This window comes from Kutzneria buriramensis (assembly GCF_003387475.1).
GTDB lineage: Bacteria > Actinomycetota > Actinomycetes > Mycobacteriales > Pseudonocardiaceae > Kutzneria > Kutzneria buriramensis.
In genome coordinates this window covers 627,729-654,333 of sequence record NZ_QUNO01000001.1, presented here as the reverse complement: position 1 = coordinate 654,333, position 26,605 = coordinate 627,729, and the positions used below count along the sequence as shown (strand labels likewise).

Annotated in this window: 21 protein-coding genes and 2 riboswitches; of the genes, 15 read left to right on the top strand and 6 right to left on the bottom strand. The window is 71.4% G+C overall.

Translation table 11 applies throughout. The features are described from left to right. The first annotated feature begins 16 nt into the window (after nucleotides 1-16). From BCF44_RS03125 to BCF44_RS03100, 6 genes are all read left to right on the top strand, one after another. Nucleotides 17-640, top strand: coding sequence for a helix-turn-helix transcriptional regulator (locus tag BCF44_RS03125; protein ID WP_116172496.1), 624 nt, complete (start codon nucleotides 17-19; stop codon nucleotides 638-640). Nucleotides 641-715: 75 nt separating this feature from the next. After that, a riboswitch (glycine riboswitch) is annotated at nucleotides 716-810 on the top strand. After that, nucleotides 811-904, top strand: a riboswitch (glycine riboswitch). It abuts the riboswitch before it with no gap. A gap of 27 nt (nucleotides 905-931) precedes the next feature. After that, the gene (gene gcvT / locus BCF44_RS03120; protein WP_116172495.1) at nucleotides 932-2,032 is read left to right on the top strand and encodes a glycine cleavage system aminomethyltransferase GcvT; all 1,101 of its coding nucleotides are present in this window, start codon (nucleotides 932-934) and stop codon (nucleotides 2,030-2,032) included. Between the two features lie 13 nt (nucleotides 2,033-2,045). Beyond that, a complete protein-coding gene (gcvH, locus tag BCF44_RS03115) occupies nucleotides 2,046-2,429 on the top strand; it encodes a glycine cleavage system protein GcvH (protein ID WP_116172494.1) in 384 nt (127 codons plus the stop codon). Further along, nucleotides 2,426-3,694 carry a serine hydroxymethyltransferase gene (glyA, locus tag BCF44_RS03110; RefSeq protein WP_281283071.1) on the top strand — a complete coding sequence of 423 codons (1,269 nt, stop codon included), beginning with the start codon at nucleotides 2,426-2,428 and terminating at the stop codon, nucleotides 3,692-3,694. Before gcvH ends, glyA begins: the two co-directional genes overlap by 4 nt. A gap of 290 nt (nucleotides 3,695-3,984) precedes the next feature. Further along, the gene (locus tag BCF44_RS03105; RefSeq protein WP_116172493.1) at nucleotides 3,985-6,834 is read left to right on the top strand and encodes an AfsR/SARP family transcriptional regulator; all 2,850 of its coding nucleotides are present in this window, start codon (nucleotides 3,985-3,987) and stop codon (nucleotides 6,832-6,834) included. Between the two features lie 243 nt (nucleotides 6,835-7,077). Continuing rightward, the gene (locus BCF44_RS03100; RefSeq protein ID WP_116172492.1) at nucleotides 7,078-7,467 is read left to right on the top strand and encodes a hypothetical protein; all 390 of its coding nucleotides are present in this window, start codon (nucleotides 7,078-7,080) and stop codon (nucleotides 7,465-7,467) included. Here BCF44_RS03100 and BCF44_RS03095 read toward each other — a convergent pair. Continuing rightward, nucleotides 7,448-7,999, bottom strand: a complete 552-nt coding sequence (locus tag BCF44_RS03095; RefSeq protein WP_170217307.1) for a TetR family transcriptional regulator — start codon at nucleotides 7,997-7,999, stop codon at nucleotides 7,448-7,450. The two genes, BCF44_RS03100 and BCF44_RS03095, sit on opposite strands and share 20 nt — an antisense overlap. Nucleotides 8,000-8,075: 76 nt before the next feature. Here BCF44_RS03095 and BCF44_RS03090 point away from each other — a divergent pair, with 76 nt between their 5' ends. After that, on the top strand, nucleotides 8,076-9,182 hold the full coding sequence (locus tag BCF44_RS03090) for an FAD-dependent oxidoreductase (protein WP_211352857.1): 1,107 nt from the start codon (nucleotides 8,076-8,078) through the stop codon (nucleotides 9,180-9,182). On the opposite strand, the gene BCF44_RS03085 is transcribed toward BCF44_RS03090, so the two are convergent. The 3 genes from BCF44_RS03085 to BCF44_RS03075 all read right to left on the bottom strand — a co-directional run bounded on the left by BCF44_RS03085 (nucleotide 9,165) and on the right by BCF44_RS03075 (nucleotide 15,190). Then, the gene (locus BCF44_RS03085; protein ID WP_147328376.1) at nucleotides 9,165-11,450 is read right to left on the bottom strand and encodes a hypothetical protein; all 2,286 of its coding nucleotides are present in this window, start codon (nucleotides 11,448-11,450) and stop codon (nucleotides 9,165-9,167) included. The two genes, BCF44_RS03090 and BCF44_RS03085, sit on opposite strands and share 18 nt — an antisense overlap. A 59-nt stretch (nucleotides 11,451-11,509) precedes the next feature. After that, on the bottom strand, nucleotides 11,510-14,488 hold the full coding sequence (locus BCF44_RS03080) for an AfsR/SARP family transcriptional regulator (protein ID WP_147328375.1): 2,979 nt from the start codon (nucleotides 14,486-14,488) through the stop codon (nucleotides 11,510-11,512). A 78-nt stretch (nucleotides 14,489-14,566) separates the two neighbouring features. Continuing rightward, complete coding sequence (locus tag BCF44_RS03075) at nucleotides 14,567-15,190, bottom strand: helix-turn-helix transcriptional regulator (RefSeq protein ID WP_116172488.1); 624 nt, start codon at nucleotides 15,188-15,190, stop codon at nucleotides 14,567-14,569. A gap of 322 nt (nucleotides 15,191-15,512) precedes the next feature. Between BCF44_RS03075 and BCF44_RS03070 the strand changes: the two genes are divergently transcribed. The 6 genes from BCF44_RS03070 to BCF44_RS03045 are packed head-to-tail and all read left to right on the top strand — an operon-like array spanning nucleotide 15,513 to nucleotide 21,885. Beyond that, complete coding sequence (locus BCF44_RS03070; RefSeq protein WP_246014792.1) at nucleotides 15,513-16,232, top strand: GntR family transcriptional regulator; 720 nt, start codon at nucleotides 15,513-15,515, stop codon at nucleotides 16,230-16,232. Between the two features lie 14 nt (nucleotides 16,233-16,246). Continuing rightward, entirely contained in the window at nucleotides 16,247-16,474 is a 228-nt protein-coding gene (locus tag BCF44_RS03065; protein WP_116172486.1) for a 4Fe-4S dicluster domain-containing protein, read from the top strand. After that, nucleotides 16,471-17,784: an ABC transporter substrate-binding protein gene (locus BCF44_RS03060; RefSeq protein WP_116172485.1), complete on the top strand. Its 1,314-nt coding sequence runs from the start codon at nucleotides 16,471-16,473 to the stop codon at nucleotides 17,782-17,784. Before BCF44_RS03065 ends, BCF44_RS03060 begins: the two co-directional genes overlap by 4 nt. Beyond that, nucleotides 17,781-18,554 carry an ABC transporter permease gene (locus BCF44_RS03055; protein WP_116172484.1) on the top strand — a complete coding sequence of 258 codons (774 nt, stop codon included), beginning with the start codon at nucleotides 17,781-17,783 and terminating at the stop codon, nucleotides 18,552-18,554. The genes BCF44_RS03060 and BCF44_RS03055 overlap by 4 nt, the downstream gene beginning before the upstream one ends. Continuing rightward, the gene (locus BCF44_RS03050; protein WP_116172483.1) at nucleotides 18,551-19,270 is read left to right on the top strand and encodes an ABC transporter ATP-binding protein; all 720 of its coding nucleotides are present in this window, start codon (nucleotides 18,551-18,553) and stop codon (nucleotides 19,268-19,270) included. Before BCF44_RS03055 ends, BCF44_RS03050 begins: the two co-directional genes overlap by 4 nt. Further along, nucleotides 19,267-21,885 carry a fumarate reductase/succinate dehydrogenase flavoprotein subunit gene (locus BCF44_RS03045; protein WP_116172482.1) on the top strand — a complete coding sequence of 873 codons (2,619 nt, stop codon included), beginning with the start codon at nucleotides 19,267-19,269 and terminating at the stop codon, nucleotides 21,883-21,885. The genes BCF44_RS03050 and BCF44_RS03045 overlap by 4 nt, the downstream gene beginning before the upstream one ends. 7 nt (nucleotides 21,886-21,892) lie before the next feature. On the opposite strand, the gene BCF44_RS03040 is transcribed toward BCF44_RS03045, so the two are convergent. Then, nucleotides 21,893-23,038: a Fic family protein gene (locus BCF44_RS03040; protein ID WP_116172481.1), complete on the bottom strand. Its 1,146-nt coding sequence runs from the start codon at nucleotides 23,036-23,038 to the stop codon at nucleotides 21,893-21,895. 140 nt (nucleotides 23,039-23,178) lie between these two features. Next, the gene (pcrA, locus tag BCF44_RS03035) at nucleotides 23,179-25,500 is read right to left on the bottom strand and encodes a DNA helicase PcrA (protein WP_116172480.1); all 2,322 of its coding nucleotides are present in this window, start codon (nucleotides 25,498-25,500) and stop codon (nucleotides 23,179-23,181) included. Nucleotides 25,501-25,744: 244 nt separating this feature from the next. Here pcrA and BCF44_RS03030 point away from each other — a divergent pair, with 244 nt between their 5' ends. After that, the gene (locus BCF44_RS03030) at nucleotides 25,745-26,032 is read left to right on the top strand and encodes a chorismate mutase (protein WP_116172479.1); all 288 of its coding nucleotides are present in this window, start codon (nucleotides 25,745-25,747) and stop codon (nucleotides 26,030-26,032) included. Nucleotides 26,033-26,260: 228 nt separating this feature from the next. Continuing rightward, a complete protein-coding gene (locus tag BCF44_RS03025; protein ID WP_116172478.1) occupies nucleotides 26,261-26,569 on the top strand; it encodes a hypothetical protein in 309 nt (102 codons plus the stop codon). Nucleotides 26,570-26,605: the final 36 nt, after the last annotated feature.

The window sequence follows — 26,605 nt, the reverse complement described above, 5'->3', positions numbered from 1 at the left end:
CAGCGAGGAGGACACCATGGACAGAGTGTGGGTAGCCGTCCATGCAGGGGATCCGATCACCCTGGCCGGGGCGATCAGCTGCCTACGGGCTCGGGCCGAGCTCCAGGTGGTCCCGGAACGCAGACTGTCCGAGGCTCAGGTGTTCGTGGTGTGCGCGGACTCGGTCAACGCTGATGTGATGGGGCTGCTGCGGCGGACGGCGGAATCGACGCCCGTGAAGATCGTGCTGGTCACCGACCGGTTCCACGACGCCGACCTGTTGGCGGCCGTGGAGTGCGGGGTGGTCGCGGTGCTGCCGAAGGCGGCCGCCAGTGGGGAGCGGCTCGTGCACGCGGTGCTGGCGGCCAAGCGCGGCATGGGGGACATGCCGCCCACGCTGCTCGGCTCGCTGCTCGCGCAGGTGGAGCGGCTGCACAAGGACGTGCTGCGGCCCAACGGCCTCACCGCGTCCGGCCTGGCGCCGCGCGAGATCGACGTGCTGCGGCTGATGGCCGAGGGCTGGGACACCGCCCAGATCGCCACCAAGCTCTCCTACTCGGAGCGCACCGTGAAGAACGTCGTCTACGCGGTGATGAACCGGCTGGGCCTGCGCAACCGGCCGCACGCGGTCGCGTACGCCATGCGGTCGGGTGTGATCTGAAGGGGCACAGCCCTGGATTCTTGACCGTGGCGGCCACCTCTCATACGGTGGCCGCCACAAGTACATTCTCGCTGTTCACACCGAGCGGGAGAGTCCTGTCGATCTCGGGCAGGCGCCGAAGGAGCAAATCCTCCCCGGAATCTCTCAGGCACCCCTACCGCCCGGGACAGGCGACTCTGAAAAGCAGGCGTGCCCATCGCGCCTCGCCCAAGGGGAAAGCCGGCTCGCCGGTGAAACTCTCAGGCCCATGACAGAGGGGGAGGCTCACTCCACCACACGAGGGGTCTCCTGATGGGCACCGACATCCGCCACACGCCGCTGCACGACGTGCACACGCGGCTCGGCGCCAAGTTCACCGACTTCGCCGGCTGGCAGATGCCGCTGCGCTACACCGGTGACGTGGCCGAACACACCGCCGTCCGCAGCTGCGCGGGCCTGTTCGACCTCACGCACATGGGCGAGATCGTGCTCTCCGGCCCGCAGGCGGGCCAGGCGCTGGACTACGCGCTGGTCGGGCACGCCTCCGCGATCGGCGTGGGCCGCGCCCGGTACACCATGATCTGCGCCGACGACGGCGGCATCCTCGACGACCTGATCGTCTACCGCACCGGCGAGCAGGAGTACCTGGTGGTGGCCAACGCCAGCAACGCCGCGCTGGTGGCCGGCGAGCTGGTGGACCGGGCCGAGGACTTCGACACCGAGGTGCGCGACGCCTCCGCCGACTACGCGCTGATCGCCGTGCAGGGCCCGAAGGCCACCGGCATCCTCGCCCCGCTGACGCCGACCGACCTGGCGACCGTCAAGTACTACGCCTCCTACCCGACCACCGTGGCCGGCCGCCCGGCGCTGCTGGCCCGCACCGGCTACACCGGCGAGGACGGCTTCGAGCTGTTCGTCGCGCCCGGCGACGCCGAGGCGGTGTGGGCGGCGGTCGCCGCGTCCGACGACATCATCCCTTGTGGACTGTCCTGCCGCGACACGCTGCGCCTGGAGGCCGGCATGCCGCTCTACGGCAACGAGCTGACCGCCGAGCTGACGCCGTACGCGGCGGGCCTGGGCCGGGTCGTCAAGCTGGACAAGCCCAGCGACTTCGTCGGCCGCGCGGCCCTGGCCAAGGCCTCCGCCGAGACGCCCGCCCGCAAGCTGGTCGGCCTGGTCACCGAGAGCCGCCGGTCGCCGCGGCACGGGTACCCGGTGGTGGACCCGGCCGACGGTGCGAGGATCGGCGAGATCACCAGCGGCGCGCCGTCGCCGACGCTGGGCCATCCGGTCGCGATGGCCTACGTCGACGCCGACCGCGCCGTGCCCGGTTCCGCGCTCGCCGTCGACATCCGGGGCACCATCACCCCGGTCGACGTCGTCGAGCTGCCGTTCTACCGTCGTTCTTCCTGAGAGGCCCGCGAGCATGAGCACCATCCCCGACAACCTGAGGTACAGCGCCGAGCACGAGTGGGTGGCGGTCACCGACGGCATCGCCCGCATCGGCATCACCGAGTTCGCCGCCGAGTCGCTCGGCGACATCGTGTACGTGCAGCTGCCGGAGGAGGGCGAGTCGGTCACCGCCGGCGAGCCCTGCGGCGAGCTGGAGTCGACCAAGTCCGTCAGCGACCTGTTCTCGCCGGTCACCGGCGAGGTCGTGGACGTCAACCCGGCCGCCGCCGACAACCCGGCCGCGATCAACGACGACCCGTTCGGCGAGGGGTGGCTGTTCACCGTCCGCGTCGACGGAGACCCCGACGGCCTGCTGGACGCCGACGAGTACGCCGCGTTGATCAAGGAGGGCGAGTGACGCCGGTCGAGCTGACCGCCTCGCTGGCCGAGCTGGACCCGGAGGTCGCCGCTGCGGTCGACGCCGAGCTGGGGCGCCAGCGCGGCACCCTGGAGATGATCGCCTCGGAGAACTTCGCGCCGCTGGCGGTGCTCCAGGCCCAGGGCTCGGTGCTGACCAACAAGTACGCCGAGGGCTACCCCGGCCGGCGCTACTACGGCGGCTGCGAGCACGTGGACGTGATCGAGCAGCTGGCCATCGACCGGGTCAAGGCGCTGTTCGGCGCCGAGCACGCCAACGTGCAGCCGCACTCGGGCGCGCAGGCCAACGCGGCGGCCATGATGGCGCTGCTCAGCCCGGGCGACACCATCCTGGGGCTGGACCTGGCCCACGGCGGGCACCTGACGCATGGCATGCGGCTGAACTTCTCCGGCAAGCTGTACAACGTCGTGGCCTATCACGTCAGCGAGTCCGACTACCACGTCGACATGGCCGAGGTGGAGCGGCTGGCGCGGGAACACCGGCCGAAGCTGATCATCGCCGGCTGGTCGGCCTACCCTCGGCAGCTGGACTTCGCCGAGTTCCGGCGGATCGCCGACTCGGTGGGCGCGTACCTGATGGTGGACATGGCGCACTTCGCCGGGCTGGTGGCCGCCGGGCTACACCCGAGCCCGGTGCCGCACGCGCACGTCGTCACCACCACCACGCACAAGACGCTGGGCGGCCCGCGCGGCGGGGTGATCTTCTGCGAGCAGTCGCTGGCGAAGAAGATCAACTCGGCGGTGTTCCCCGGTCAGCAGGGCGGCCCGCTGGAGCACGTGATCGCCGCCAAGGCGGTCGCGTTCAAGGTGGCGGCCTCGGAGTCGTTCCGGGAGCGGCAGCTGCGCACCCTCACCGGCGCGCGGATCCTGGCCGAGCGGCTGCTCGGCGACGACGTCGTCGCCGCCGGCGCGACCGTGCTCACCGGCGGCACCCAGGTCCACCTGGTCCTGGTCGACCTGCGCAAGTCCGAACTGGACGGGCAGCAGGCCGAGGACCGGTTGCACGACATCGGGATCACCGTCAACCGCAACGCCGTGCCGTTCGACCCGCGGCCGCCGATGGTGACATCGGGTCTGCGGATCGGCACCCCGGCGCTGGCCGCGCGCGGCTTCGACGACGAGGCGTTCCGCGAGGTCGCCGACATCGTCGCGCGGGCGCTCACCCCGGACTACGACGCCGCCGCGCTGCGGGCAAGGGTGATCGCTCTCACCGAGCGCTTCCCGTTGTACCCCACCCTCGCCTGACCAAGGCTCAGAGTTTGATCGGAAGGGGCTTTCCCGGCGTCGAGCGCCGGGAAAGCCCCTTTCGCATGCCTGAATCTTCTTCATCTTCGCTTGGGGCGCACCGGTTCTGGATGTGTGGATCTCGTCATGGCTACGATCGACCCGTACCCCCGGACGTCCGCTTGTGATACGACGAGCGGAGTCGGCGCGCAGGAGGCGGGAACAACTCGGCCCGTTGGTCGCGTTGTTCGCCCCGGGACTGGCCGTAGGGGGCGGCCGACCCCACACTGGAGGCGCGAACAGGAGGCGAGATGCCCGTCCCCGAGACCGACCCCGGCTCGACCATCAGGGTCGAGGTGCTCGGGCCGGTGCGCGCGTGGCGCGGGGACGTGGAGATCGACCTCGGCGCGCCCCGGCAGCGGGCAGTGCTGGCCGTGTTGGCCAGCAACGCGGGTCGCGCGGTGTCGCGCAGCGAGCTGATCGACTCCCTGTGGGGCGAGTCCGCGCCGGCCAGCGCGGAGGGCAGCGTGCACACCTACGTCGCCGGCCTGCGGCGCGCGCTGGAACCGGAGCGTACCAACCGGGCGCCGTCCCAGGTGCTGGCCAGCGTCGGCTCGGGCTATCTGCTGCGGCTGCCCGAGAGCCAGGTCGACCTGACGGCATTCGAGAACCACCTGGTGGCCATGCGCGAGGCCGGCGCCGACCCGCAATCCGCGCTCGCACACGTGGAAAGCGCCATCTCGCTGTGGCGCGGCACCCCGCTTTCGGGCATTCCCGGCCCGTTCTCCGAACTGGAGCGGACGCGGCTGGCCGAGCTGTACCTGACCGCGGTCGAGCACCGAGCCTCGCTCATGTTGCGGGCCGGCCGCGCGACCGACGTGGTGGCCGAACTTTCCCGGGTGGTTCACGAACATCCGCTCCGCGAGCGGCTGCGCGGGCTGTTGATGAGCGGTCTGTACCAGTGCGGCCGGCAGGCCGAGGCACTGGAGGTGTACGCGGAGACGCGGCGGATGCTGGTCGCGGAACTCGGCGTGCAGCCGGGTCCGGAACTGCGCAGCCTGCACGAGCGGATCCTCGCCAACGACCCGGACCTGGCCGACCGCGCACCCCGCACCGTGCCCGCCGCGCGGGCCGCGCACGTGGTGCCGGCACAGTTGCCGCACGACATCAACACGTTCACCGGCCGCGAGACGGAAATCGCGCTGCTGCGCCAATATCTGGACACCACCGAGCGCGGCGTGCTGATCGCCGCGATCGACGGCATCGCCGGCATCGGCAAGACCGCGCTGGCGGTGCACTTCGCGCACCAGATCGCCGACCGCTTCCCGGACGGCCAGCTCTACGTGAACCTGCGCGGCTTCGACCCGAACCAGCCGGCCCTGTCGGCCATCGACGCGTTGGGACAGCTGCTGCGCGGTCTCGGCGTGGAGGCGCACCAGGTGCCCAGCGCCGCCGACGAGCAGGCCAGCATGTACCGCAGTCTGGTGGCCGGTAAGCGCATTCTCGTGGTGCTGGACAACGCCGCCAGCACCGACCAGCTGCGCTCGCTGCTGCCCGGCTCGCAGACGTGCATGGTGCTGGTCACCAGCCGCAACCGGCTCGGCGGGCTGGTCGCGCGGGACGGGGCGTACCGGATCACGCTGGACGTGCTGTCCGCCGGCGAGTCGCGCGAGCTGCTGGTGCGCAGCGTCGGCGAGGAGCGGCTGACCGGCTGCCCCGGCTCGCTGGCCACGCTGGCCGAGCGCTGCGGGCACCTGCCGCTGGCGCTGCGGATCATCGCCGCCAACCTGGCCGCCCGGCCGCACATGACCGTGAACGACCTCACCGAGGCGTTGAGCCACGAGCAGGACCGGCTGGACGTGCTGGCCTCCCCCGACGACGAGACCACCGCCGTGCGGGCGGTGTTCTCGTGGTCGTACCACGCGTTGAAGCCCGAGGCGGCCCGGATGTTCCGGCTGCTGGGGCTGCACCCGGGGCCGGAAATCGGCACCGCGGCCGCCGCGGCGCTCACCGACGCGCCGCTGACCGCCACCCGCCGCATGCTGGACGGCCTGAGCAGCTGCCACCTGGTCGAGGTGATCGGCCGCGACCGCTACCGGCTGCACGACCTGCTCCGGGTGTACGCCGGCGAGCGGGCGCTGGCCGAGGAGCCGCCCGACGAGCGGGCCGCCGCCTGCCGCCGGCTGATGTCCTGGCACCTGCACACCGCGGCCGCCGCCGACCACATGCTGATGCCGCAGAACCGGCCCGTGCCGCTGGAGCCGGTGCTGCCGAACTGCGAGCCGCTGGCGTTCGAGACGTACCACCAGGCGCTGGCGTGGCTGGAGCAGGAGCGCTGCAACCTGGTCGCCGCGTGCCAGGCCGCCGGCCGGCTCGGTGACCACGAGACCGCCTGGAAGCTGCCGGCCGCGCTCGTGTACTTCCTGGAGCTCCGGTCGTACTGGGAGGACTGGATCGCCACCCAGCAGGTGGCGGTGGACGCCGCGCGGGCCTTGGGCGTGGCCGAGATCGAGGCGCTGGCGCTGCGCAGCCTCGGCAACGCGTACTGGCGGCGCAGCCGGTACGACGACGCGCTGGACTGCTTCCAGCAGGGGTTGGGCATCACCCAGCGGCTCGGCGACCAGCAGGGCACCGCGACGCTGCTGTACGACATCGGCGCGGCCAGCCGGCTCGGCGACGAGTCGCTGCGCCACCTGCGCGAGGCGTTCCGGATCTTCAGCGAGCTCGGCGACCGGCGGTACGAGGGCCTGACCCTGTGCAAGCTGGCCCGGACCCACCGCAGCCGCGGCGAGGTCGACGAGGCCCTCAAGCATCTGCGGCAGTCGCTGGAGATCGTGCACGAGCTCGGCGACCGGCGCTGCGAGGCGTTCGGCCGGCTCGAGCTGGCCCGGATCCACATGGACCTGGGCGACTTCGGCGACACCCTGGACAACGCCCAGTGGGCCCGCGAGGTGTTCCGCGAGCTCGGCGACCGCCACGGCGAGGCGTGCGCCCTGCACGTCTGCGGCACGGCGTACGAGGCCCTCGGCGACCAGGCCCGATCCCGGGAAACCCTCCAGGCCGCCGCCACCCTCTACGCCGAGATCGGCGACCCGAGAGCCGACGAGATCCGCACCCGCCTGAACCCCGGCGAGTCGCGCTCTCAGACACCCCGAATGTAGTTCTCGGGCACACGCAACCGAGGCGGCCGCTGCCCGACAGCGTGTTTCGGTGTGCCCGAGAGCGCGACTCGCGGGGGTTCCGCTGTCAAAAAAGTCCGCTGAACCGGTGGGGCACCGGGACGCGTCGTGGTGATCGGGCGGTGGTAATCCACCGCCGGTACGACGGCCGGGTGGTGCGACTCCTCCACGCCCCCCACCGCGCTGCCCGGCCCTCGTACCGCCTCGGCGGAAGGACGCACCCCCATGACTTTGGTTGACTGGTCGACGCCCGTGCTGACCGTGGGAGATCCGATCGAGGCGATCGGGATGCGGGCCGGCCTGGGCGCCGAGGTCAATTCGATGTTGTCGATGGCCATGCTGTCGGGCCCGGTGGTGGCCTACAGCGGCCACCCGGACCGCTGGATCTTCCTCACGGCACCGGCCACCTCCACGTCCAACACGGTGCTGGCCGATCTGGTCCGGCTCGGCGTGAGCCTGTTCCCGATGGGCTCGCTGATCGCCTTGCCCTGCACGGAAAACATCGAGACGGCGCGCTGGATCAACCACCCGGTGCCGGGTCGGCCGCTGCCGCCGTGGCAGGCGGTCGTGGCGGCGGTGCGCCGCACGTCGTCGGTCAGCTCCGGGTGGCTGTGACTCCGGCGATGATCAGGTCCAACCCGGCCTGAAACGTCTTGTCCCGCAAGGCTCTCTGCTCCGGCTCGGCCGGAAACCCGTCCCGCGCCTGCTCTTCGATGGCGAAGCCGTTCACGTACGCGAAAACCGTGTCGACGGCGACGACGGCGTCCTCCGCCGGGATTCCCCCGCCGACCAAGGCGTCGATCATGCGGTGCCAGAACAGTTGCGCGGTCTCGTCGGCGGGCACCAGGTAGGTCGCCATCAGCCGGGCGCCGTCGCGCCGGGTGAGCATGGTGGCCCGCGCCCCCATCGCGGCGTACCGGAGCAGCCCGGCCCAGTCCTCCGGCGGCTCGCCGTCGGCGGGGGCGTCCACGGTCAGCCGTGCGACCATCGCGCCCAGCAGCGAGCGCTTGCTGTCGAAGTGCCGGTACAGCGCGCCGGGCTGCACGCCGAGCTTCTCGGCCAGCTTGCGCGTGGTCAGCGCGTCCAGACCCACCTCGTCCAGCAGGTCCAGCGCGGCCGCCAGCACCTCGTCCCGTCGCGATGTCACGGGGGACAGCTTGCCATCCGCGTCGATGTGAACTAAGTTCACGTGAACTTAGTTCACACACGGTGGGGGGCGAGCCATGAAGGTCGTGGTCATCGGAGCCGGGCTGGGCGGCCTGGCGCTGGCGCAGCGCCTGGTCAAGGCCGGCGTCGACGTCGAGGTGCACGAGCGGGACAGCGCCGTGGAGGCGCGCTTCCAGGGCTACCGGATCGGCTTCGCCCCCGAGGGCATGAGGGCGCTGCAAGGCGCGGTTCCGGAACGCCTGCATCCGTTGCTGGAGGCGGTGAGCGGCCTGGTCGAGGGGTCCGGGCGCGCGGTCGACCCGCAGCTGAACGTGCTCGGCGAGAAGGAGCGGGACGACGACGAGGGCCGCCTGTACGACCGGAACGTGCTGCGGCACCTGCTGATCGCCGGCCTCGGCGACCGGCTCCGCTTCGACCGGAAACTCGACCGCTACGAGGAACTCGCCGACGGCAGTGTCCGCGCGCACTTCGCGGACGGCTCCACCGTCGACGCGGACGTCCTGGTCGGCGCGGACGGTATGGGCTCCGCGGTCCGCCGCCAACTGCTGCCGGACATCGCCGTGCACGACATGCCGGTCTACGGCGCGATCGGCCGCACCCCGATCGCCGGCTTCGAGCACCTGATCCCGGGCTGGAGCACGGTGGTCAGCGCCAAGAACGTGCAGCTGATGCTGGGCAGGATGGTCTTCCAACGGCCGCCGGTGCAGGCCGCGAAGGAGCTCGCCCCGGACGTCACCCTCCCCGACACCCCCAGCTACATCCGCTGGGTCCTCCTGCTGCCGGGTACCCCGAAAACCCTTGACCTGCAACCGGTTCTGGACCTGATGGCGGACTGGCACCCCGACCTCAAGGCCCTGATCGCCAAGGCCGACACCAACAACAGCGGCGTCTCCCCGATCAAGGAAGGCGACGCCATCGAGCCGTGGCCCACCAGGGCCGTCACGCTGCTCGGCGACGCCGGGCATCCAGCGCCGCCCGGCGGCCTCGGCGCCAACCTGGCCATGATCGACGCACAAGTGTTGGCGGACAAGCTGATCGGCGCCACCGACAAGCTCGAAGCCCTCGCCGCGTACGAGAAGACGATGTGCGAGAACGCCGCCACCGGACGGGCCGCCGCCGCCGAGGCGTTCAGGAACTTCGCCCGGCTACGCGCCGATGCCTAGCGGCCACTCCAGCGACTTCACCGCCGCGTACTCCACTGTGGACATGCTTTCCCGGTCCGCGACGGCGCGCTCCAGCCGGCCCAGCGACTGCTCGGCCACGTCGTCCTCGACCAGCAGCAGCCGCGTCTTGCTGGCGTACACCACACGGAACCTGGTGTCCGGCAGGAAGACCACGCGGTCCACCGCGTTGCCGAGCCCGTCCGCCTTGCGGCCGTTGACCGACCACACCACGTACTCCACCGGCCCGGGCAGCTCGGCGTCCAGCGCGGACGCCGTGTTCAGGAACGCCTTCTCCGTGATGACGTCCCCGATGTCCAGGGTTTCCTTGCCGTAGCAGAGAACCGCGCCCTCGAACGGGGGCATCCGGCGCAGCCCGGAGACCACGCAGCGGACGAACGGCATGAGCTGGCCCAGATCGCCGCCGGCGCGCAGCGCCGAGTTGACCATCTGCTCGCTGGCGATCAGGTACATCTGCGCCGCGACGAGGTCGGTGACCACCGCCTCCAGCGTGGCGTCCTCGGACGTGCGCAGGCCGGGGTGCTTGGCGATGAGCCGGAGCACCGCGGCCGCGTGCCCCTCGTAGTTCTCGCCCAGCGTGTGCCGCACCCAGTCCCGCTCGGCCTGGGTGCTGCGCTGGTGCCAGATCGTCGGCTCGGGTTCGGGCTCCGGCTCGGGTTCCGGTTCCGGCGCGGACAGGTCGAGCTCGGGGTCGACCTCCTCGAAGGGCTCCCCAGCAGTGCCTTCCGTGTCGAAGTGCTCCTCGATGACGGCGGTGGTCTCCTCGGGCGCCGGTGGCGGCGGCGTGGCCGACTGCACGAGGTGCTGCGGCACGATCGCCGTCGGCCCGTCGTCGGAGTGCTTGCCGTGCGCGAAGTCGTCGTCCTCGTCGACGGGCACGGGCTCCATCTCGACGTCGGTGTCCTCGATCGTCGGAGGCGGCACCGTCTTCGCGGACGCCACCACGGCCAGCGGCCGCGCGGGAACCGGCTCGGCGGGCTTCTCCTCGACGAGCTGCGAGGCGTCGCTGAACACGAAGCGCACCGCCCGCTGGGTGTCCGGGTCGAGCCGGGAGTACAGCTCCGTGGCCGCCGCGAACAGCTCCGGGGAGGTCGGCATGCCCGGCACGCCAACGGTGATCCGGGCCCACAGCGGGTCCATCGGCAGCCCGCGGACGTGGATGTCCAGCGGCGGGTCGGCGGGGTCGCGGATCCACAGGCCGCTGTTGACCAGCTCCACCACCGCGCCCTCGGACAGCTGGTACACGCCCGGTCTGATGGTCACCAGGCCGCCGACCGGCGGCCGGTGCTCGATGATGCTGGGCGGCATGGCGTTGGGCGTGGTCCGCGGCCAGTAGCCGAGCTCGGTGGTGAACGGCCGCCAGGACGGCTGGCCCTGCGCGTCGTAGGCGACGACGTCGATGCCGTCCGCGCCGAGCACCGGCAGCCCGGAGTAGACGGCGATGCGCTCGCCCACCAGGTCGGCGATGATCTGGCCGATCGGCTCGCCGGCGTAGGCGGTGCCCAGCGGCGTCACCCCGTACGGCGCGATCCGCACCTTGGTCCGCGCCGGCATGGGCAGCGCGGTCAGCAGCGCCCGGATCTCCTCCGGCGGCACCGGCTTCTCCTCCGGGCCTCCGAGCACGATGGTCAGCACCTCGGGCCGGCACGGCAGCGCGAACACGGGGCGGGCGTGCTCGCGGCTCGGCCCCTCGGTCACCGACGGCATGGCGTGCATCCACAGGCCGGCCGGGATGGGCTCGGCGACGCCGACCCGTCCGGACGCCCACGGCTTGCCCGGGGTCATCGGCTCCCACTCGGGAGCCGGGAACCGGCTGCCCATCGGGTCCGGCGGGTGCCCGGGCCGGAAGCGGTACCAGCAGCCGGCGCCGTGCGAGTCGATGACGAACGCGGAGCCGCCGGGCACCGGCAGCAGCACGCCGTCCGGCGCGACGACCTCGACGTTCAGCTGGTCGCAGAGCCACTGCGCGGGCGACCCCAGCTCCCCGCTGCCGGCCCGGGACACCGCGAGCCGGATCGGGCCGCGCTTGCGCAGCGCGGCGACCAGCGCGGTCCAGACCTCGGGGCCGGAATCGGGCGGGAAGTCGGCGACGACGACCGTGCGGTCGGCGTCGGCCGGTAAGGCCATGGCCAGCACCCTCGCCGCCTTGCTCGCCCCGTTCGGCGAGCACACGACAAGCGCGGACCCCACCTGACGGCAGTCGAACTCGATGACCTCGCCCCCCGCATCGGGCCCGTCGCTGATCGGCACACCGTGCACACTGCCGCATCCGAGGGAATCTGGCACCCCATTGGGTGGCTTGCGGTACATCACTTTCGGTTCAGGAGGGCAGTGACGGCCGCCGCCTGCGGCGAGTTCAGCTGGGTCAGCAGCGCCTGGGCGCTGTGCAGATGCTCGTCGCCGGCCTCGTGCTTGCCCAGCGCGTGCAGGGCCTTCCCCAGTTCGGCGACGGCCATCGCGTGCATGTGGGCGTCGCCGATGGCCTCGCCGAGCTCCTTGGCCCGGGACGCGGCGGCCGCGGCCTGCTCGGCCCGGCCGTCAGCCAGATAGCCCCTGGACAGCATCACCAGGTTGTGTCCCTCGCCGAAGGTCTGCTCGATGCCCAGGCAGACGGCCAGCGACTCCTCGAGCGGGTCGATCGACTCCACCAGCCGGCGGAAGCGCTGGTAGACCAGGCCCATCATGAACAGGGTGCGGGCCAGCCCGGTCTCGTTGCCGAGCTGCTCGTGCAGGCCGCGGCTCTGCTCGCAGGCGCCCATGGCCAGCTCGAACTCGCCGCGCTCGGACTGGGTGCGCCCGATCGTGCCGAGCACGTACGCCTCGCGCACCAGGTCGCCGGCGTCGTGCGCGATGGCCAGGGCCCGCTCGAGGTGGGCCAGCGACTGCTCGACCCGTCCCATCCGGAACTCGGCGCTGCCCAGCAGGTCCATGGCGGTGGCCAGGGCCCCGGGGTCGCCGGCCTTCTCGGCGGCGGCGATGGACCGGGTCAGCTGGTTCTCGGCCTCGGGCAGCTGGAACCGCCGCAGGTGGGCCTCGCCGACCTTGCGCCGTCCCCACGCCTCGACGCGCAGGTCGCCGGTCCGCTCAGCGTCCCGCACGGCCAGCTCGCCGATCTGCCCGATCTCGCCGAAGTGCGTGCCGTTGGCCAGATACAGCTCCAGGAACGTGATCAGGTCGACCACGTACTCCGAGGGCAGGTCCGGGTCGGTGAGGAACTGCCGCGCGGACGCCAGCAGCGCCGGCTGCTCGTCCTCGAACCAGGCGAACGCCGACTTCAGGTCGGGCAGCTTCACCCCGCCCGGCTTCACGGAGAACTTCTCGCGCGGCTGGGCCGGCGCCTGGATCAGCCAGCCGGCCGTCGCCGCCGTGCCCAGGTAGTGGTCGCCGAGGCGGACCATCGCGTCGATCCGGTCCTGCTTGCTGTCGGTCTGCGCGGCCCGCTGGCGGGCGAACAGCCGCAGCAGGTCGTGGTACGCGTAGTGATCCGGCGCGGGGCTGGCGACCATGTTCAGGTCCACCAACCGCTCCGCCACCGGCTCCGCCTCGCGCTCGGGCTCACCGACCACGGCCGCGGCGGCCGGCAGCGACAGGCCGGGGCCGTCGGCCAGCGACATCAGCCGGAAGGCGCGGGCGGAGGTGGCGTCGAGCTGTCCGTAGCCCAGGTGAAACGTGGCCTCGACTTCGAGGCTCCCCACCCGTAACTCCGACAGCCTGCCCCTTTCCCGTGCGAGCTTGTCGGCCATCGAGCGGACCGTCCACTGCGGCCGGTCGACCAGCTTGGCGGCGGTGATGCGCAGCGCCAGCGGCAGCCGCCCGCAGGCGTCCACCACCTCGGCGACGGCGTCCGGCTCCTTGCCGGCCCGCTCCGCGCCGATGGTGCGGCTGAACAGGGTCAGGGCCTCGTCCCGGGACATGCCCTCCAGCTCGGCCTGCTCGTCCCACTGCATCTCGGGCAGCCGGCGACGGCTGGTGACCAGCACGCCACAGGTCGCCGAACCCGGCAGCAGGTGCTGGATCTGGGCCGCGTCGGCGGCGTCGTCCAGCACCACCAGGACGCGGCGGGTGGCCAGCACCGAGCGGTACATCGCGGCCCGCTCGTCGAGGTCGGCCGGCGTGGAGTTGGGGGACACGCCGAACGCCCGCAGGAAGGCACTCAACACGTTGAGCGGGTCGGCGGCGTCCGGGCCGGCACCGCGAAGGTCCACGTAGAGCTGGCCGTCGGGGTAGTCCTGACGCACCTGGTGCGCCGCGTGCACGGCCAGCGCCGTCTTGCCCACGCCGCCGATGCCGGCGACCAACGCGCGCGGCGGGGCGGTCCGGTGCGTGCGGGGCGTCAGCATCGCCGTGAGCTTCTTCACGAGCGCGGTGCGCCCCGTGAAGTCGGCGACGTCGGCCGGCAGCTGTGCGGGCGCTATGAGGGCCGGCAACGGTTCGTCCATGAAGGGCACGACCGGTCGGCGGCTCGGCTGGACCGGCGGCGGGGCGGCCGGCTGCTGCTGAACCGGCGGCTCGTCGACCGCCAGCAGGCGACGGTGCAGATCACGAAGTTCGGAGCCGGGTTCGATGCCCAGCTCGTCCACCATCACGCGCCGCGTGTCCGTGTAGACGGCCAGCGCGTCGGCCCGGCGACCCGATCTGGAAAGCGCCTTCATGTGCAACGCCCGCAGCCGTTCGCGGACGGGATGGGCGCCGGTCAGCGCCGACAGCTCGGTGACGGCGGCGGTGTGCCGGCCGAGCGCGACCATCAGCTCCAGGCGCTCCTCCTGGACGCCGAGCACGATCTCGTTCAGCCGGGCCCGCTCGATCACGGCCCCCGGACCCGGGATGGCGGACAGCGGCTCGCCCTGCCACATCGCCAGCGCCCGGGCGTACCAATCGACGGAGTCGCGGGCGTTGCCCTCTTCACGCAGCTGCCGCGCCCGCTCCAGCGTCTTCTCGAACTCGCGGAGGTCGACCGTCGCGGATCCGACGGCCAGCGAGTAGCCGTTGCCGACCGACATCAGCACGCTCGCCTGCCCGCGGCGCGGCCGCTCGGGCTCGAGCACACTCCTGAGCATCGACACGTGCGTCTGCACGACCCCATGCACGCTCGCCGGCGCGGAGTCACCCCAGACCGCATCGACCAGCTCGGACGCTGTGACCACCTGGTCCGCCCGCAGCAGCAGGGTCGCGAGAACGGCCTTGCGCTGCGGCGGACCCAGCGTCAGTTCGCGCTCACCACGCCACACCCGAACCGGTCCGAGCAGCGTGAACCGCAGGGGCTCGCTCGTGGTCGAGGTACTCGGCACGGGCACGATTGTGGCCGTCTGACCGGCCGAGGGCCAAACATCGTGATCAGGTCCCCACCGATCGGCCCAAGCCGGTACCTAGATAACGCCAGCTCGCAGGGCGTAGGCGACCGCGTGCGGACGGTTGCGCAGCCCCAGCCGGCTCATCACCGCATACACGACATTCTTCACGGTGCGCTCCGAATAGGACAGCTTCTCCGCGATCTCCGCGGTGTCCCAGCCCTCCGCCATCAGCCGCAGCACGTCCACCTCGCGCGGGGCCAGCCCCGAGGTGGTCAGGCCGCGCGGGCCGAGCACGTCCCGCTGCAAGCGCTCCACCTGGGACAGCAGCTCCCCCAGCAGATCCGGAGGGAGGTCGCCGCGGCCCCTCGCCGCGGCGACCACCGCGCCGGCCAGGCGGTCGCCGGTCGCGTCCGCCCTGGGCAGCACGCTCACCACCCGGCACTCCACAGCGGCGAGCAGGTCGGCCTGGCGCAGCTCGTTGGTCACCAGCACGCAGCGCGCCGAGGAGTTCTCGGTGAACCTGCGCAACGCCGACATGACCTCCGAGGTCACCACGTCGGCGCACACCACGAGCACGGCCGCCTCCCCGAACTGGCGCTCCCCCACCAGCTGGAACTCCGGACGTGCGCGCAGGTGACTGGCCACTCCCGCCAGGGTGATCGGGTCGCCCGCGTGGACCCCTACCCGAACTCGCTCCACCGTTGCTCCTCCTTGGGATAACCCCCGTGATCCCTCCTGTAGCCGAGTGTGTCCGGCTCCACTTCTCGAACTCTTCACGGTGACTCCATGCCGTGAAGTGCTGCCCGTTGCCCCCTTGCCAGCTGCGGTTTCACCGTGTAACGACCGGACCCGACATTACGTCGGACCCCGACGGGAAATCCCAGAATCTGAACCGGGCCCGTTCGGCCGCCGGTGGCGAAACGCGCGTTCCACCTGGGCCAGGGCCCCTGACCAGGTGGCGTAACACCGGGGAAACATCGCTGTCATCCACCGGAAATGGCTCGTCCCGACCTTCGGCACCGTGAATCCGCAACCGCGACGGGCCGACCGGGCCAGGCAGATCGCCGACGCCCTGCGCCGGCAGGTGCTCGACGGCGACTTCACGAACGGCGTGCTGCCGGACGAGCGACTTCTCGGCCGGGAGTTCGGGGCGACCCGCAACGCCGTGCGTGAGGCGCTGGAGCTGCTGCGCGCGGACGGCTTGATCGAGCGGTCGCCGGGCGTCGGCACGGTGGTCGTGGCGCGGAAGTACCCGCACGGGCTGAACCGGTTGATGGGGCTGGCCGAGACGCTGCACGAGCACGGCGTGGTGACCAACGAGGTGCGGACCTCGGGGGTGGTCGCGGCCACCGGCGTGCTGGCCGAGCGGCTCGGGCTCCCGGTCGGCGCCGACATCGTGTGCATCGAGCGGCTGCGGCGGCTGAACGACCTGCCGCTGTCGCTGGACCTGACGTACCTGCCGGCCGACGTCGGCGAGCCGCTGCTGGCCGAGGACCTCGTCAACAACGACGTCTTCACGCTGCTGGAGCGCATCTGCGGGCAGCCACTGGGGCGGGCCGAGGTCGGCATGGAGGCCGTCAACGCCGATCCGCACGTGGCCGCCGTGCTCGACCTGCCGCGCGGCGGGGCGCTGCTGCTGGTGGAGCGGCTGACCCACCTGGCCGACGGCCGGCCCGTCGACCTGGAGTTCATCCGGTTCCGTGGGGACCGGCTCACCATGCGCGCCGTACTGGACCGATAGAGGGGCTGTTGGCGATGGCTTTGGCGCCCAACCGGGCGGATGTCCCGGTCGTGATCGATGAGTCACTGTGCGTGAAAGGTTGCCGACTCTGCGTGGACGTGTGCCCGCTGGACTCGCTGGCCATCAACCCGGAGACCGACGTGGCCTACATGCACGTGGACGAGTGCTGGTACTGCGGCCCGTGCGCCGCGCGCTGCCCGACCGGCGCGGTCACCGTCAACATGCCGTTCCTGATCCGATGAGACGGGCCTGGCCGGCACTGCTGCTGGCGTTCCTGACGGCCTGCTCGGTGGCCTCCGGCGCGACGTCGAACGTCGTCACCCTGGTGGTCGGCTACCAGTCCAAGACGATCAACACCGTCACCGCCGGCACGCTGCTGCGGGCGCAGGGGTACCTGGAGCAGCGGCTCTCGGCGCTGGGCCAGCGCACCGGCAGGACGTACCGGGTCGAGTGGCAGGACTACTCCACCGGCGCGCCGATCACCGCGCAGATGGTCGCCGGGAAGATCGACATCGGCTCGATGGGCGACTTCCCGCTGCTGATCAACGCCTCCCGCACGCAGGAGTTCGGCGACGGGCGGACGTCGCTGATCTCGGCCACCGGCTACAACCTGCGCGGGGCGCTGAACATGGTGGTGGTGCCGGCGGGGTCCTCCGCCGGCACGCTGGCCGACCTGCGCGGGAAGCGGATCTCGGCCAGCATCGGATCGGCCGGTCACGGCACGACCGTTCGTGCGCTTTCGGCCGCCGGCATCGATCCCGACAGCGACGTGCAGATCATCAACCAGGACCCGGCCGTCGGGGCCTCGGCGCTGCGGGCCGGGGCGGTGGACGCGCTGGGGCAGTTCGTGGCCTGGCCCGGGCAGCTGGTGTTCGCCGGCCGGGCCAGGCTGCTGTACGACGGCGCGGCCCTGAACCTGCCCACCTGGCACGGAGTTGTCGTACGACAGAAGTACGCCGCCGCGAATCCCGATGCGGTGCAGGCGTTTCTCCAGGCGCAGCTGGACGCCACGGCCTTCCTGAACGCGCACCCCATGGAGGCGGCACAGAAGGTGGCGGCGGCGACCGGACTGGCGCCGGAGGTGGTCTACCTCTACAACGGGCCCGACGGTCTCGTCACCTTCGACCCGACGCTGCGGCCGGATCTGATCTCCGCCCTGCAGAAGGACATTCCGTTCCTGCGGTCCATCGGCGGCGTCAAGGGTCTGGATCTTTCCTCCTTCGTCGACCCAGGACCGCTGTCACGGTTGTCGGTGCCGGCCGTACATCGGCCTTCGAACGCCGGCGAGGTGTGGTTCGCCGGGGCCTCCTCCACTGTGGCCGCTTCGTCGCCGGACGCGTTGCTGCGGCTCATCCGGGACAGCGGCAAGCAGGTTCGCGCCGCCTACGTCGACGACACCGACACCGGGACCCGGTGGTTCGCCGACAAGTCGTACTGGGTCTCGGGCAACGGCCTGCACCCCTTCGACACCGAGTCCGAGGCGCGGGCCTACGCCACCGCACATCCCGGTTCCCGCGTCGTCGACTATCCCACCGCTTTGAGGCTGGCATGAGAAAACACCTGCTGCGGGGCGGATCTCTGCTCGCCGCCCTGCTGTTATGGCAACTGCTGACGAGCCTGCACGTCAACTTCTGGCTGCACTTCGACCGGCTGCCGACGGTCGTGGACGTGGCCCGCGACTTCGGCTACCAGCTGCAGACCTCGCTGTACTACCGCGATCTCGCCGACAGCCTGGCCCGCATCCTGATCGGCTTCGCGCTGGCGGCGTTCGCCGGCGTGGCGATCGGCGTGGCCGTCGGGCGGTCCGCGCTGACCGGCGACCTGGTGTCGCCGCCGCTGGAGGTGCTGCGGCCCATCCCGGCGATCGCCATGGTGCCGATCGCCATCCTGCTGTTTCCCAGCAACGAACAGGGAATCGTGTTCATCACGTTCCTGGCCGCGTTCTTCCCGATCCTGGTGTCGACCCGGCACGCCGTCACGGCTCTGCCGGTGGTGTGGGAGGAGGCCGTGCGCACCATGGGCGGCAGCGGGCGGCGGGTGCTGTGGAGCGTCGTGCTGCCCGGCGCGCTGCCGGGCGTGTTCTCCGGGCTGTCGGTCGGCATGGGCGTGGCGTGGATCTGCGTGATCTCCGCGGAGATGATCTCCGGCCAGTACGGCGTCGGCTACCGCACCTGGCAGGCGTACACGGTTGTCGACTACCCCGGCGTGATCGTCGGCATGCTCACCATCGGGCTGCTCGGCTTCGGCAGCGCGGCCGCGGTGGAACTGGTCGGCCGGCGGGTCACCCGCTGGCTGCCTCGCGAAGCGGAGGTCGCGCGATGATGCTGATCGAGGACCTGTCCGTCGGCTACCGGGAGACGCCGGTGCTGCGCGGGATCGACCTGAAGATCGAGGCCGGCGAGATCCTGGTGCTGGTCGGCGGCTCCGGCTGCGGCAAGTCGACCGTGCTGCGGACGCTGGCCGGCCTGCACCGGCCGTCCGGCGGCACGATCTCGTTGGACGGCCAGCCGATCGCGCGGACGTCCGCCGAGCGGGCGCTGGTGTTCCAGGAGGACGGGCTGCTGCCGTGGCGCAGCGTGCGGCGCAATGTCGAGCTGCCGCTGGCGATCCGCGGCGTGTCAAAGAGCTCCCGCCGCTCCCAGGCGCTGTCGTGGATCGAGCGCGTCGGGCTCGGCGGCTACGCCGATCATCTGCCGCGCGAGCTGTCCGGCGGCATGCGCCAACGGGTCCAACTGGCTCGGACGTTGGCCAGCGGGCCGCGGGTGATCCTCGCCGACGAGCCGTTCGGCGCTCTGGACGCCCAGACCCGGCGGGCAATGCAGTTGCTGCTGGTCGACGTCTGGTCGCAGCAGCCGACGACCATCGTGTTCGTCACCCACGACGTCGACGAGGCCGTCTTCCTCGGCGACCGGGTCGCCGTGCTGGGCGGAAAGCCGACCGGCATCAGGTCCATCGTGGACGTCCCGTTCCCGCGCGGCGACGGCGACAACTCCGCCGCCCGCGCCGAGATCCTGGCCGCTTTGGGGAGCACGCAGTGACCGAACGCCGTGACCTGAGCTGTGACGTGCTGGTGATCGGCGGTGGCACCGCCGGCACCATGGCCGCGATCTCCGCCGCCGAGCGCGGGGCGTCGGTGCTGCTGATGGAGAAGGCGCACGTGCGGCATTCCGGGGCGCTGGCCATGGGCATGGACGGCGTGAACAACGCCGTCATCCCCGGCAAGGCCACCCCCGAGGACTACGTCGCCGAGATCACCAGGGCCAACGACGGGATCGTCGACCAGCGCACCGTCATGCAGACCGCCACCCGTGGCCACGACATGGTGCGACGGCTGGAGGGTTACGGCGTCAAGTTCGAGAAGGACTCCTACGGCGAGTACGCCGTGCGACGGGTGCACCGGTCCGGCAGCTACGTCCTGCCGATGCCGGAGGGCAAGGACGTCAAGAAGGTGCTGTACCGGGTGCTGCGCGAGAAGCGGATGCGGTCGCTGGTGACGATCACCAACCGGGTCATGCCCGTGCGGGTGCTCACCGTCGACGGCCGCGCCGTCGGGGCCGTCGGCTTCGACACCCGCAGCGGCGACTTCGTCACCGTGTCGGCTCGCGCGGTCGTGCTGGCCACCGGCCCCTGTGGACGGCTGGGCCTGCCAGCCAGCGGGTATCTCTATGGCACGTATGAGAATCCGACCAACGCCGGCGACGGCTACTCCATGGCCTACCACGCCGGGGCCGAGCTGTCCGGCATCGAGTGCTTCCAGATCAACCCGTTGATCAAGGACTACAACGGCCCCGCCTGTGCCTATGTGGCCAACCCGTTCGGCGGCTACCAGGCCAACGCCGCCGGCGATCGGTTCGTCGACTGCGACTACTGGTCCGGGCAGATGATGGCCGAGGTCGCGCGGGAGATCCATTCGGCACGGGGTCCCATCTACCTGAAGCTTTCCCACCTGCCCGAGGAGTCCGTGCGGGCACTCGAAGGCATCCTGCACACCACCGAGCGGCCCACCCGCGGCACCTTCCATGCCGGCCGCGGGCACGACTACCGCACGCATGACGTCGAGATGCACATCTCCGAGATCGGTTTGTGCGGCGGCCATTCCGCCTCCGGCGTCTGGGTCGACGAGCACGGCCGGACCACCGTTGCGGGTCTCTACGCCGCCGGCGACCTGGCCTGCGTGCCGCACAACTACATGATCGGCGCCTTCGTCTTCGGCGACCTGGCCGGCTCCCACGCCGCCGGGCTCTCGTGGGACCGTCTCGCCTTGCCGGAGGACCAGATCTCCGACGCCCACGAGCTCATCTACCGCCCACTGTCCAATCCGGACGGTCCGCCGCAGCCCCAGGTCGAGTACAAGCTCCGCCGTCTCGTCAACGACTACGTGGCGCCGCCCAAGAGCGCCAACCGCCTCGAGATCGCCGTCGAGCACTTCTCCCGGATGCGGGCCGAGATCGCCGGCATGGGCGCTCGGACTCCCCATGAGCTCATGCGATGCGCCGAGGTCACCTTCATCCGTGACTGCGCCGAGATGGCCGCCCGGTCCTCCCTGGTCCGCACCGAGAGCCGTTGGGGCCTCTACCACGACCGTATGGACCACCCAGGCCGTGACGACTCGGAGTGGTTCGCCCACCTCAACCTGCGCAAGGCCCCCGACGGCGCCATGGAGTTCATCCGCCGCCCCGTCGCGCCGTACCTGGTGCCCGTGCCCGAATTCCCCGTTCCCGTCGGCGGTCCCCCCACCGTCATCGCCCGGCACCTGCCCGCTTCCGTCGCCACCGTGACGGCGCAGGTCAGCGTCTCCCGCCCGGTCGGTGGCTCCGCCGACCTCGTCGCCCTGGTGGCCCTCGCCGAGGCTTCCCCGTCCTTGGACGACCTCCGCCCCTACCTCGCCAGCCCCGCCGAGTCCGTCCGCCTCACCGCCGTCACGACGCTGACCGAGACCACCCCCGACGGCTTCGCCCTCGCCCTCGCCGAGGCCTTCGACGATCCGGAGCCCGCCGTCCGCCTGGCCGCCGCAGCCGGTCTGCGGGAGCTGGTGGAGGTCGTTCCCAGTCCAGATCCATTGGCCGCGCGCCTGCGCCGGGCCGTCCAGAACGCCGAGCCCGCCGTCCGCTGCGCCGCCCTCTACCTGCTGCGTTCCCTGCGCCTCGGCTCCCTCGCCGCCTTCACCGACGCCCTCCCCGATGCCGTTCCCGAGGTGCGCATCGAGGCCGTGCACGGCCTGGAGTCCCTCTCGGCCGCCGAACCCCTTGCCTCTGCTGCCGCCGACTCCTCCCGTGAGGTCCGCATCGCCGTGGCACAAGGTCTGGGTTCCATCGCCTCCGACGCGGCGAAGGCGGCCCTCGTACCACTGGCCACCGACCCCGACCCCTTGGTCCGCGCCGCCGCCCTCGCATCGGGCGCCGATACGTTGCTGCCCCACGCCGCCGAAGCCCTGGCCGATGACGCCTGGCAGGTCCGCGAGGCCGCAACCTCGCTCGCCGACACCGGCCAACTGCTCGCCGCCGTCGCCGACCCTCACCCCAACGTCCGCCGCGCCGCCGTCCGCGCCCTCGGCCAACTCCCCGCTTCCGCCGAGTCCGTCACCGTCCTCACCGAGGCCCTGGCCGACCCCGACGCCGACGTCCGCGCCTACGCCCGCCAGGCCCTGCGCTGACAGCCGATCAGTCCTCGCCGAGCAGGCGGAGAACATCGTCGGCGAGGAACAGGCGGGCGCGGGCGGTGCTGGCGACCTCGGTGAGCACGTTGGCCTCGACCAGGCGCTGCACGTTGAGCATCGCGCCGCGATGAGTCACACCGAGCACCTCGGCGGCGCGGTTGATGGTCATGGCCGGCGTCTCGAACAGGGCGTCGACCAGGCGCGGGGCGAGGCTGGAGGACCTGACGTTGGTGACGCGCCCGCGCAGCTCCTCCCGCAGGCTCTGGAGGGCCTGGGCACGGTGCAGCGCGTCGGCGGCCTGGTGCGCGACGACGTCCAGGAAGAAAGAGAGCCACCCGGTCCAGTCGCCGTCGACGGTCACGGCCAGCAGCCGCTCGTAGTACTCGTCCCGGCGCGGCTCGAGGTATGCGGACAGATCGAGCAGCGGCGCCGGCAGCAGGCCCCATTCGACGAGCAGCAGCGCGACCAGCAGCCGGCCGACCCGGCCGTTGCCTTCGATGAACGGGTGGATCGCCTCGAACTGGTAGTGCAGGCAGGCGATCGTGATCAGCGGCGGCAGCTCGTGCTCGGCGTGCAGGTGCTTCTCGAACGCGTCCAGGCACTCCCACATGTGTTCCGGTGGCGGCGGAACGTAGGTCGCCGTGTCCAGCACGCAGCCGGGCGGGCCGATCCAGTTCTGGGTGCGCCGGAAGTCGCCGGGCGTGGCGTAACCGCCGCGCACTCCGGACAGCAGGATCCCGTGAGCCTCGCGCAGCAACGGCAGGCTCAGCGGCAGCCGCCGGTCCGGGGCCAGCACGTGCTCCACGGCGGCCACGTAGTTGTAGACCTCGGCGACATCACCGGCGGACGCCGCGGCCGGCGCGACCTCGTAGCGCACCAGGTCGGACAGCGTGGCGACCGTGCCCTCGATCCGGCTGGACAGGACGGCCTCGCGTCGCACCATCGCCTGCGCGAGCAGGTAGGGGTTCGGCAACGTGCGCCCGACGCCGGCGAGTTGTCCGACCGCCCGGTCCGCGGCGGAGAGCCGCCGGACCATCGCGACGTCGAAGTCGACCTCGGGCGGCAGCTTCGGCGGCACGAACGCGGGATAGCCCCGGTCGCTGCGGACCACATGGTCCCGCTGACGATCGGCGAACGCCTCCACACGCACCGATACCCACCCCCGACTCAGTATCACTATGGTACTGAAGCCCGGTTAGGTATCACATCGCTCGATCCAGTGATACCTACGTAGCACCGCCGGGGCCACGTGATACTAGAAAAGGGTTTCCGTATCACTGGAGCGTAGCGTCAGAGTTTCACCAGGGGGACGCCGCCGATGAGCATGAGGCGGACGGTGCCGGCGGAGCCGAAGTCGATGGTGGCGGTGGCGCGGGGACCGGAGCCGTCGGTGGCGACAACGGTGCCCAGGCCGTACTTGTCGTGGTTGACCCGGTCGCCGACCTCGAGCTCCAGGGTCGGCGTGTTCTGCCAGCCCTTGGCGAACGCCGGCGTGCCGCGGGACGGGCTCTCGCCGAAGGAGGACCGCCGGCCCCAGGTGGTGGTGACGGTGGGCGCGGCCCGCTCGGGCTCGACCCGCCGCCACTCGAGCAGGTCGGACGGGATCTCGCCGAGGAACCGTGACTCGGGGTTGGCGGCGGGCTGTCCCCAGGCGGACCGGATGAGGGCCCGCGACAGATACAGCCGCTCACGCGCGCGGGTGATGCCGACGTACGCGAGCCGCCGCTCCTCGGCCAGCTCGGCGGGGTCGCCCAGCGCCCGGGAATGCGGGAACACGCCGTCCTCCCAGCCGGTGGAGAACACGACCGGGAACTCGAGGCCCTTGGCGGTGTGCAAGGTCATCAGGGTGACCACGCCGTCGTCGGACTCGGGCACCGAGTCGGAGTCGGCGACCAGCGACACCCGCTCCAGGAAGGCGTCCAGGCTGCTGGCCGGCTCGGGGTCGGCCTCGTCCGGCTCGGGCAGATTGAACTGGGTGAACTCCCGGGCCACGGTGACGAGCTCGGTCAGGTTGTCCAGCCGCGACGCGTCCTGGGGGTCGTCGCTGGCCTCCAGCTCGGCCCGATAGCCGGTGAGATCGAGGATCTGCTCCAGGATGTCGCCGACGTCGTCACCGCGCTCCACTCCCTGGTGCAACTCGTCCAACAACGCCACGAAGCCGGAAATGGCGTTGCGGGAGCGCGGATTGAGCAGCGCGACCTTGCCGGCGGCGGCCTCCCGCAGGGCGGTGGCGAACCCGATCCGCTGCTGCTCGGCGTGCGCGGACACGCAGGCCTCGGCCCGGTCCCCGATGCCGCGCTTGGGCACGTTGAGAATCCGCCGCAGGCTCACCGCGTCGTCGGGATTGGCCAGCACCCGCAGGTACGCCAGCGCGTCCCGGACCTCGCGCCGCTCGTAGAACCGGACGCCGCCGACCACCTTGTAGGGCAGCCCCAGCCGGATGAAGATCTCTTCGAACACCCGGGACTGGTTGTTGGTCCGGTAGAACACGGCGATGTCGCCGTTGGTGTACGTGCCGGCGTCGACCAGCCGGTCGATCTCGCCGGCCACGAAGCCGGCCTCGTCGTGCTCGTTGTCGCCGACGTAGCCGACGATCTTCTCGCCCTCGCCGGAGTCGGTCCACAGCCGCTTGTCCCGGCGGTTGGGGTTGCGGGCGATCACGGCGTTCGCGGCGCTCAGGATCGTCTGCGTGGAGCGGTAGTTCTGCTCCAACAGAATGGTGCGCGCCTGCGGGTAGTCCCGCTCGAACTCGACGATGTTGCGAATCGTCGCGCCGCGGAAGGCGTAGATGGACTGGTCGGCGTCGCCGACCACACACAGCTCGCCCGGCGCGACGCCGCCCTCGCCGGTGCCGACCAGCTCCCGCACCAGCGTGTACTGGGCGTGGTTGGTGTCCTGGTACTCGTCGACGAGCACGTGCCGGAACCGCCGCCGGTAGTGCTCGGCCACGTCCGGGAACACCTGCAACAGCTCGACCGAGCGCATGATCAGGTCGTCGAAGTCGAGCGCGTTGGCCAGCTTCAGCCTCTGCTGGTAGGACTCGTACACCTCGGCGACCCGGCGCTCCAGGTCGTTGGCCGCGCGGTCCTTGGCCGTCTCGGCGTCGATCAGCTCGTTCTTGAGGTTGGAGATGTGCACGGCCAGCGTGCGCGCCGGGTAGCGCTTCGGGTCCAGGTCCAGATCGCGCGCGACCAGGGTGACCAGCCGGCGCGAGTCGTCGCTGTCGTAGATGGTGAAGTTGGACGACATGCCCAGGGTCTTGGCCTCGCGGCGCAGCAGCCGCACGCACATGGAGTGGAAGGTCGACACCCACATCGCGTTGGCGCGCCGCCCGACCAGGCCGGAGACCCGCTCCTTCATCTCGGCCGCGGCCTTGTTGGTGAAGGTGATCGCCATGATCTCGCCGGGGTGCACCCCGCGCGCCGCCAGCAGATAGGCGATACGGCTGGTCAGCACCTTGGTCTTGCCGGAGCCGGCGCCCGCGACGACCAGCAGGGGCGAGCCCGCGTGCACGACCGCGTCGCGCTGCTGCGGGTTGAGGCCCTCCAGCAACGCGTCGGAACCGGTCGCCCGCGCCGGGGGATTCGTGGGCAGATCGAACAGAGCGCTCATCGCCCACAACGCTACCCGGCCACCCCGACACTTCCGTCACGCCGGGTCGACGCGGCGCCGCCCGCTGTGTAAGACTCCCGCTGTGCGTACGCGTCACTACGAGTTTTTCTACGGGAACCGGACCCCGGTTCCCGTGGTCGCGTAGCGCCGACACGACCATCGCGGAAGCCCCGGAGTCCTCGGACCCGGGGCTTTCGCGCTGCCGGGGCCGCCGAACTCCGAGAACGAGCACGGAGGAACGAACGTGAGCACGCCAGTCAGCGAGCAGCCGACCCCGGACACCACCGACGCCCCGGACATCCCGGCGCTGCGCCAGGAGATCGACCAGCTGGACGCGGAGATCATCAGGTTGGTCAGGCGACGGGCCGAGGTGTCGGGCATCGTCGGAAAGGTCCGGATGGCCAACGGCGGCACGAAGATCGTGCACAACCGGGAGATCGACATCCTGGCCCGCTACCGGGAGCTCGGCCCCGAGGGCAAGGACATCGCGCTGATCCTGCTGCGCATGGGGCGGGGCCCACTGGGGAGGTGACGGTCACATGGCGCGCGTTCCGCGCGCGGCGAGGCCCCTCGGACCCGGTGCCTTCGCTTGCTGGATTTCGATCGCCCGCGTCGGCTCGTGCGGCGTGCACGTCGGGTGGCGGACGATCGAAATCCAGCAACCGCTCCAGGCACCGGCGGGGCCTCGCGGCGCACGAGCCAGGGGGTTCTCCGGGATGTCACCGATGCCCGCGGGCGCCGAACCGCGCACACTGGTGCCATGGAGTTCATCGCCGTCATCATCGCCCTGGCCAGCCTGGTGGCCGCGGCCGGCTACGACGGATACCTGTTCGTGCTCGGGTCGGCCGCCAGCCGCAGGGCGGGCGGCGCGCCGATCGCCCAGTGGGTGCGCGCCCGCTGGCCCCAGGCCGGCATCGTCACCGTGGCGGCGCTGCTGGCGCTGCTGATGGCCACCGGCAACGTGTTCCTCGAGATCATCGCCATCATCGTGGCGGTCGGCGCGGGCGGCACGGCCCTGCGCGGGCTCCAGGACGCGCGGCGACAGCTCAACAGCGGAAGCGACCAGTAGTCACCACTCTCACTCGACCGGGTGTAACCCGGCACG

What these genes read in the sequence shown, in the direction of transcription:
- gcvH (WP_116172494.1), top strand. Translation starts at nt 2,046, where the DNA reads ATGAGCACCATCCCCGACAACCTGAGGTACAGCGCCGAGCACGAGTGG.
- BCF44_RS03055 (WP_116172484.1), top strand. Translation starts at nt 17,781, where the DNA reads ATGAGAAAACACCTGCTGCGGGGCGGATCTCTGCTCGCCGCCCTGCTG.
- BCF44_RS03090 (WP_211352857.1), top strand. Translation starts at nt 8,076, where the DNA reads ATGAAGGTCGTGGTCATCGGAGCCGGGCTGGGCGGCCTGGCGCTGGCG.
- BCF44_RS03125 (WP_116172496.1), top strand. Translation starts at nt 17, where the DNA reads ATGGACAGAGTGTGGGTAGCCGTCCATGCAGGGGATCCGATCACCCTG.
- BCF44_RS03100 (WP_116172492.1), top strand. Translation starts at nt 7,078, where the DNA reads ATGACTTTGGTTGACTGGTCGACGCCCGTGCTGACCGTGGGAGATCCG.
- BCF44_RS03065 (WP_116172486.1), top strand. Translation starts at nt 16,247, where the DNA reads ATGGCTTTGGCGCCCAACCGGGCGGATGTCCCGGTCGTGATCGATGAG.
- BCF44_RS03025 (WP_116172478.1), top strand. Translation starts at nt 26,261, where the DNA reads ATGGAGTTCATCGCCGTCATCATCGCCCTGGCCAGCCTGGTGGCCGCG.
- BCF44_RS03105 (WP_116172493.1), top strand. Translation starts at nt 3,985, where the DNA reads ATGCCCGTCCCCGAGACCGACCCCGGCTCGACCATCAGGGTCGAGGTG.
- pcrA (WP_116172480.1), bottom strand. Translation starts at nt 25,500, where the DNA reads ATGAGCGCTCTGTTCGATCTGCCCACGAATCCCCCGGCGCGGGCGACC.
- BCF44_RS03060 (WP_116172485.1), top strand. Translation starts at nt 16,471, where the DNA reads ATGAGACGGGCCTGGCCGGCACTGCTGCTGGCGTTCCTGACGGCCTGC.
- BCF44_RS03050 (WP_116172483.1), top strand. Translation starts at nt 18,551, where the DNA reads ATGATGCTGATCGAGGACCTGTCCGTCGGCTACCGGGAGACGCCGGTG.
- gcvT (WP_116172495.1), top strand. Translation starts at nt 932, where the DNA reads ATGGGCACCGACATCCGCCACACGCCGCTGCACGACGTGCACACGCGG.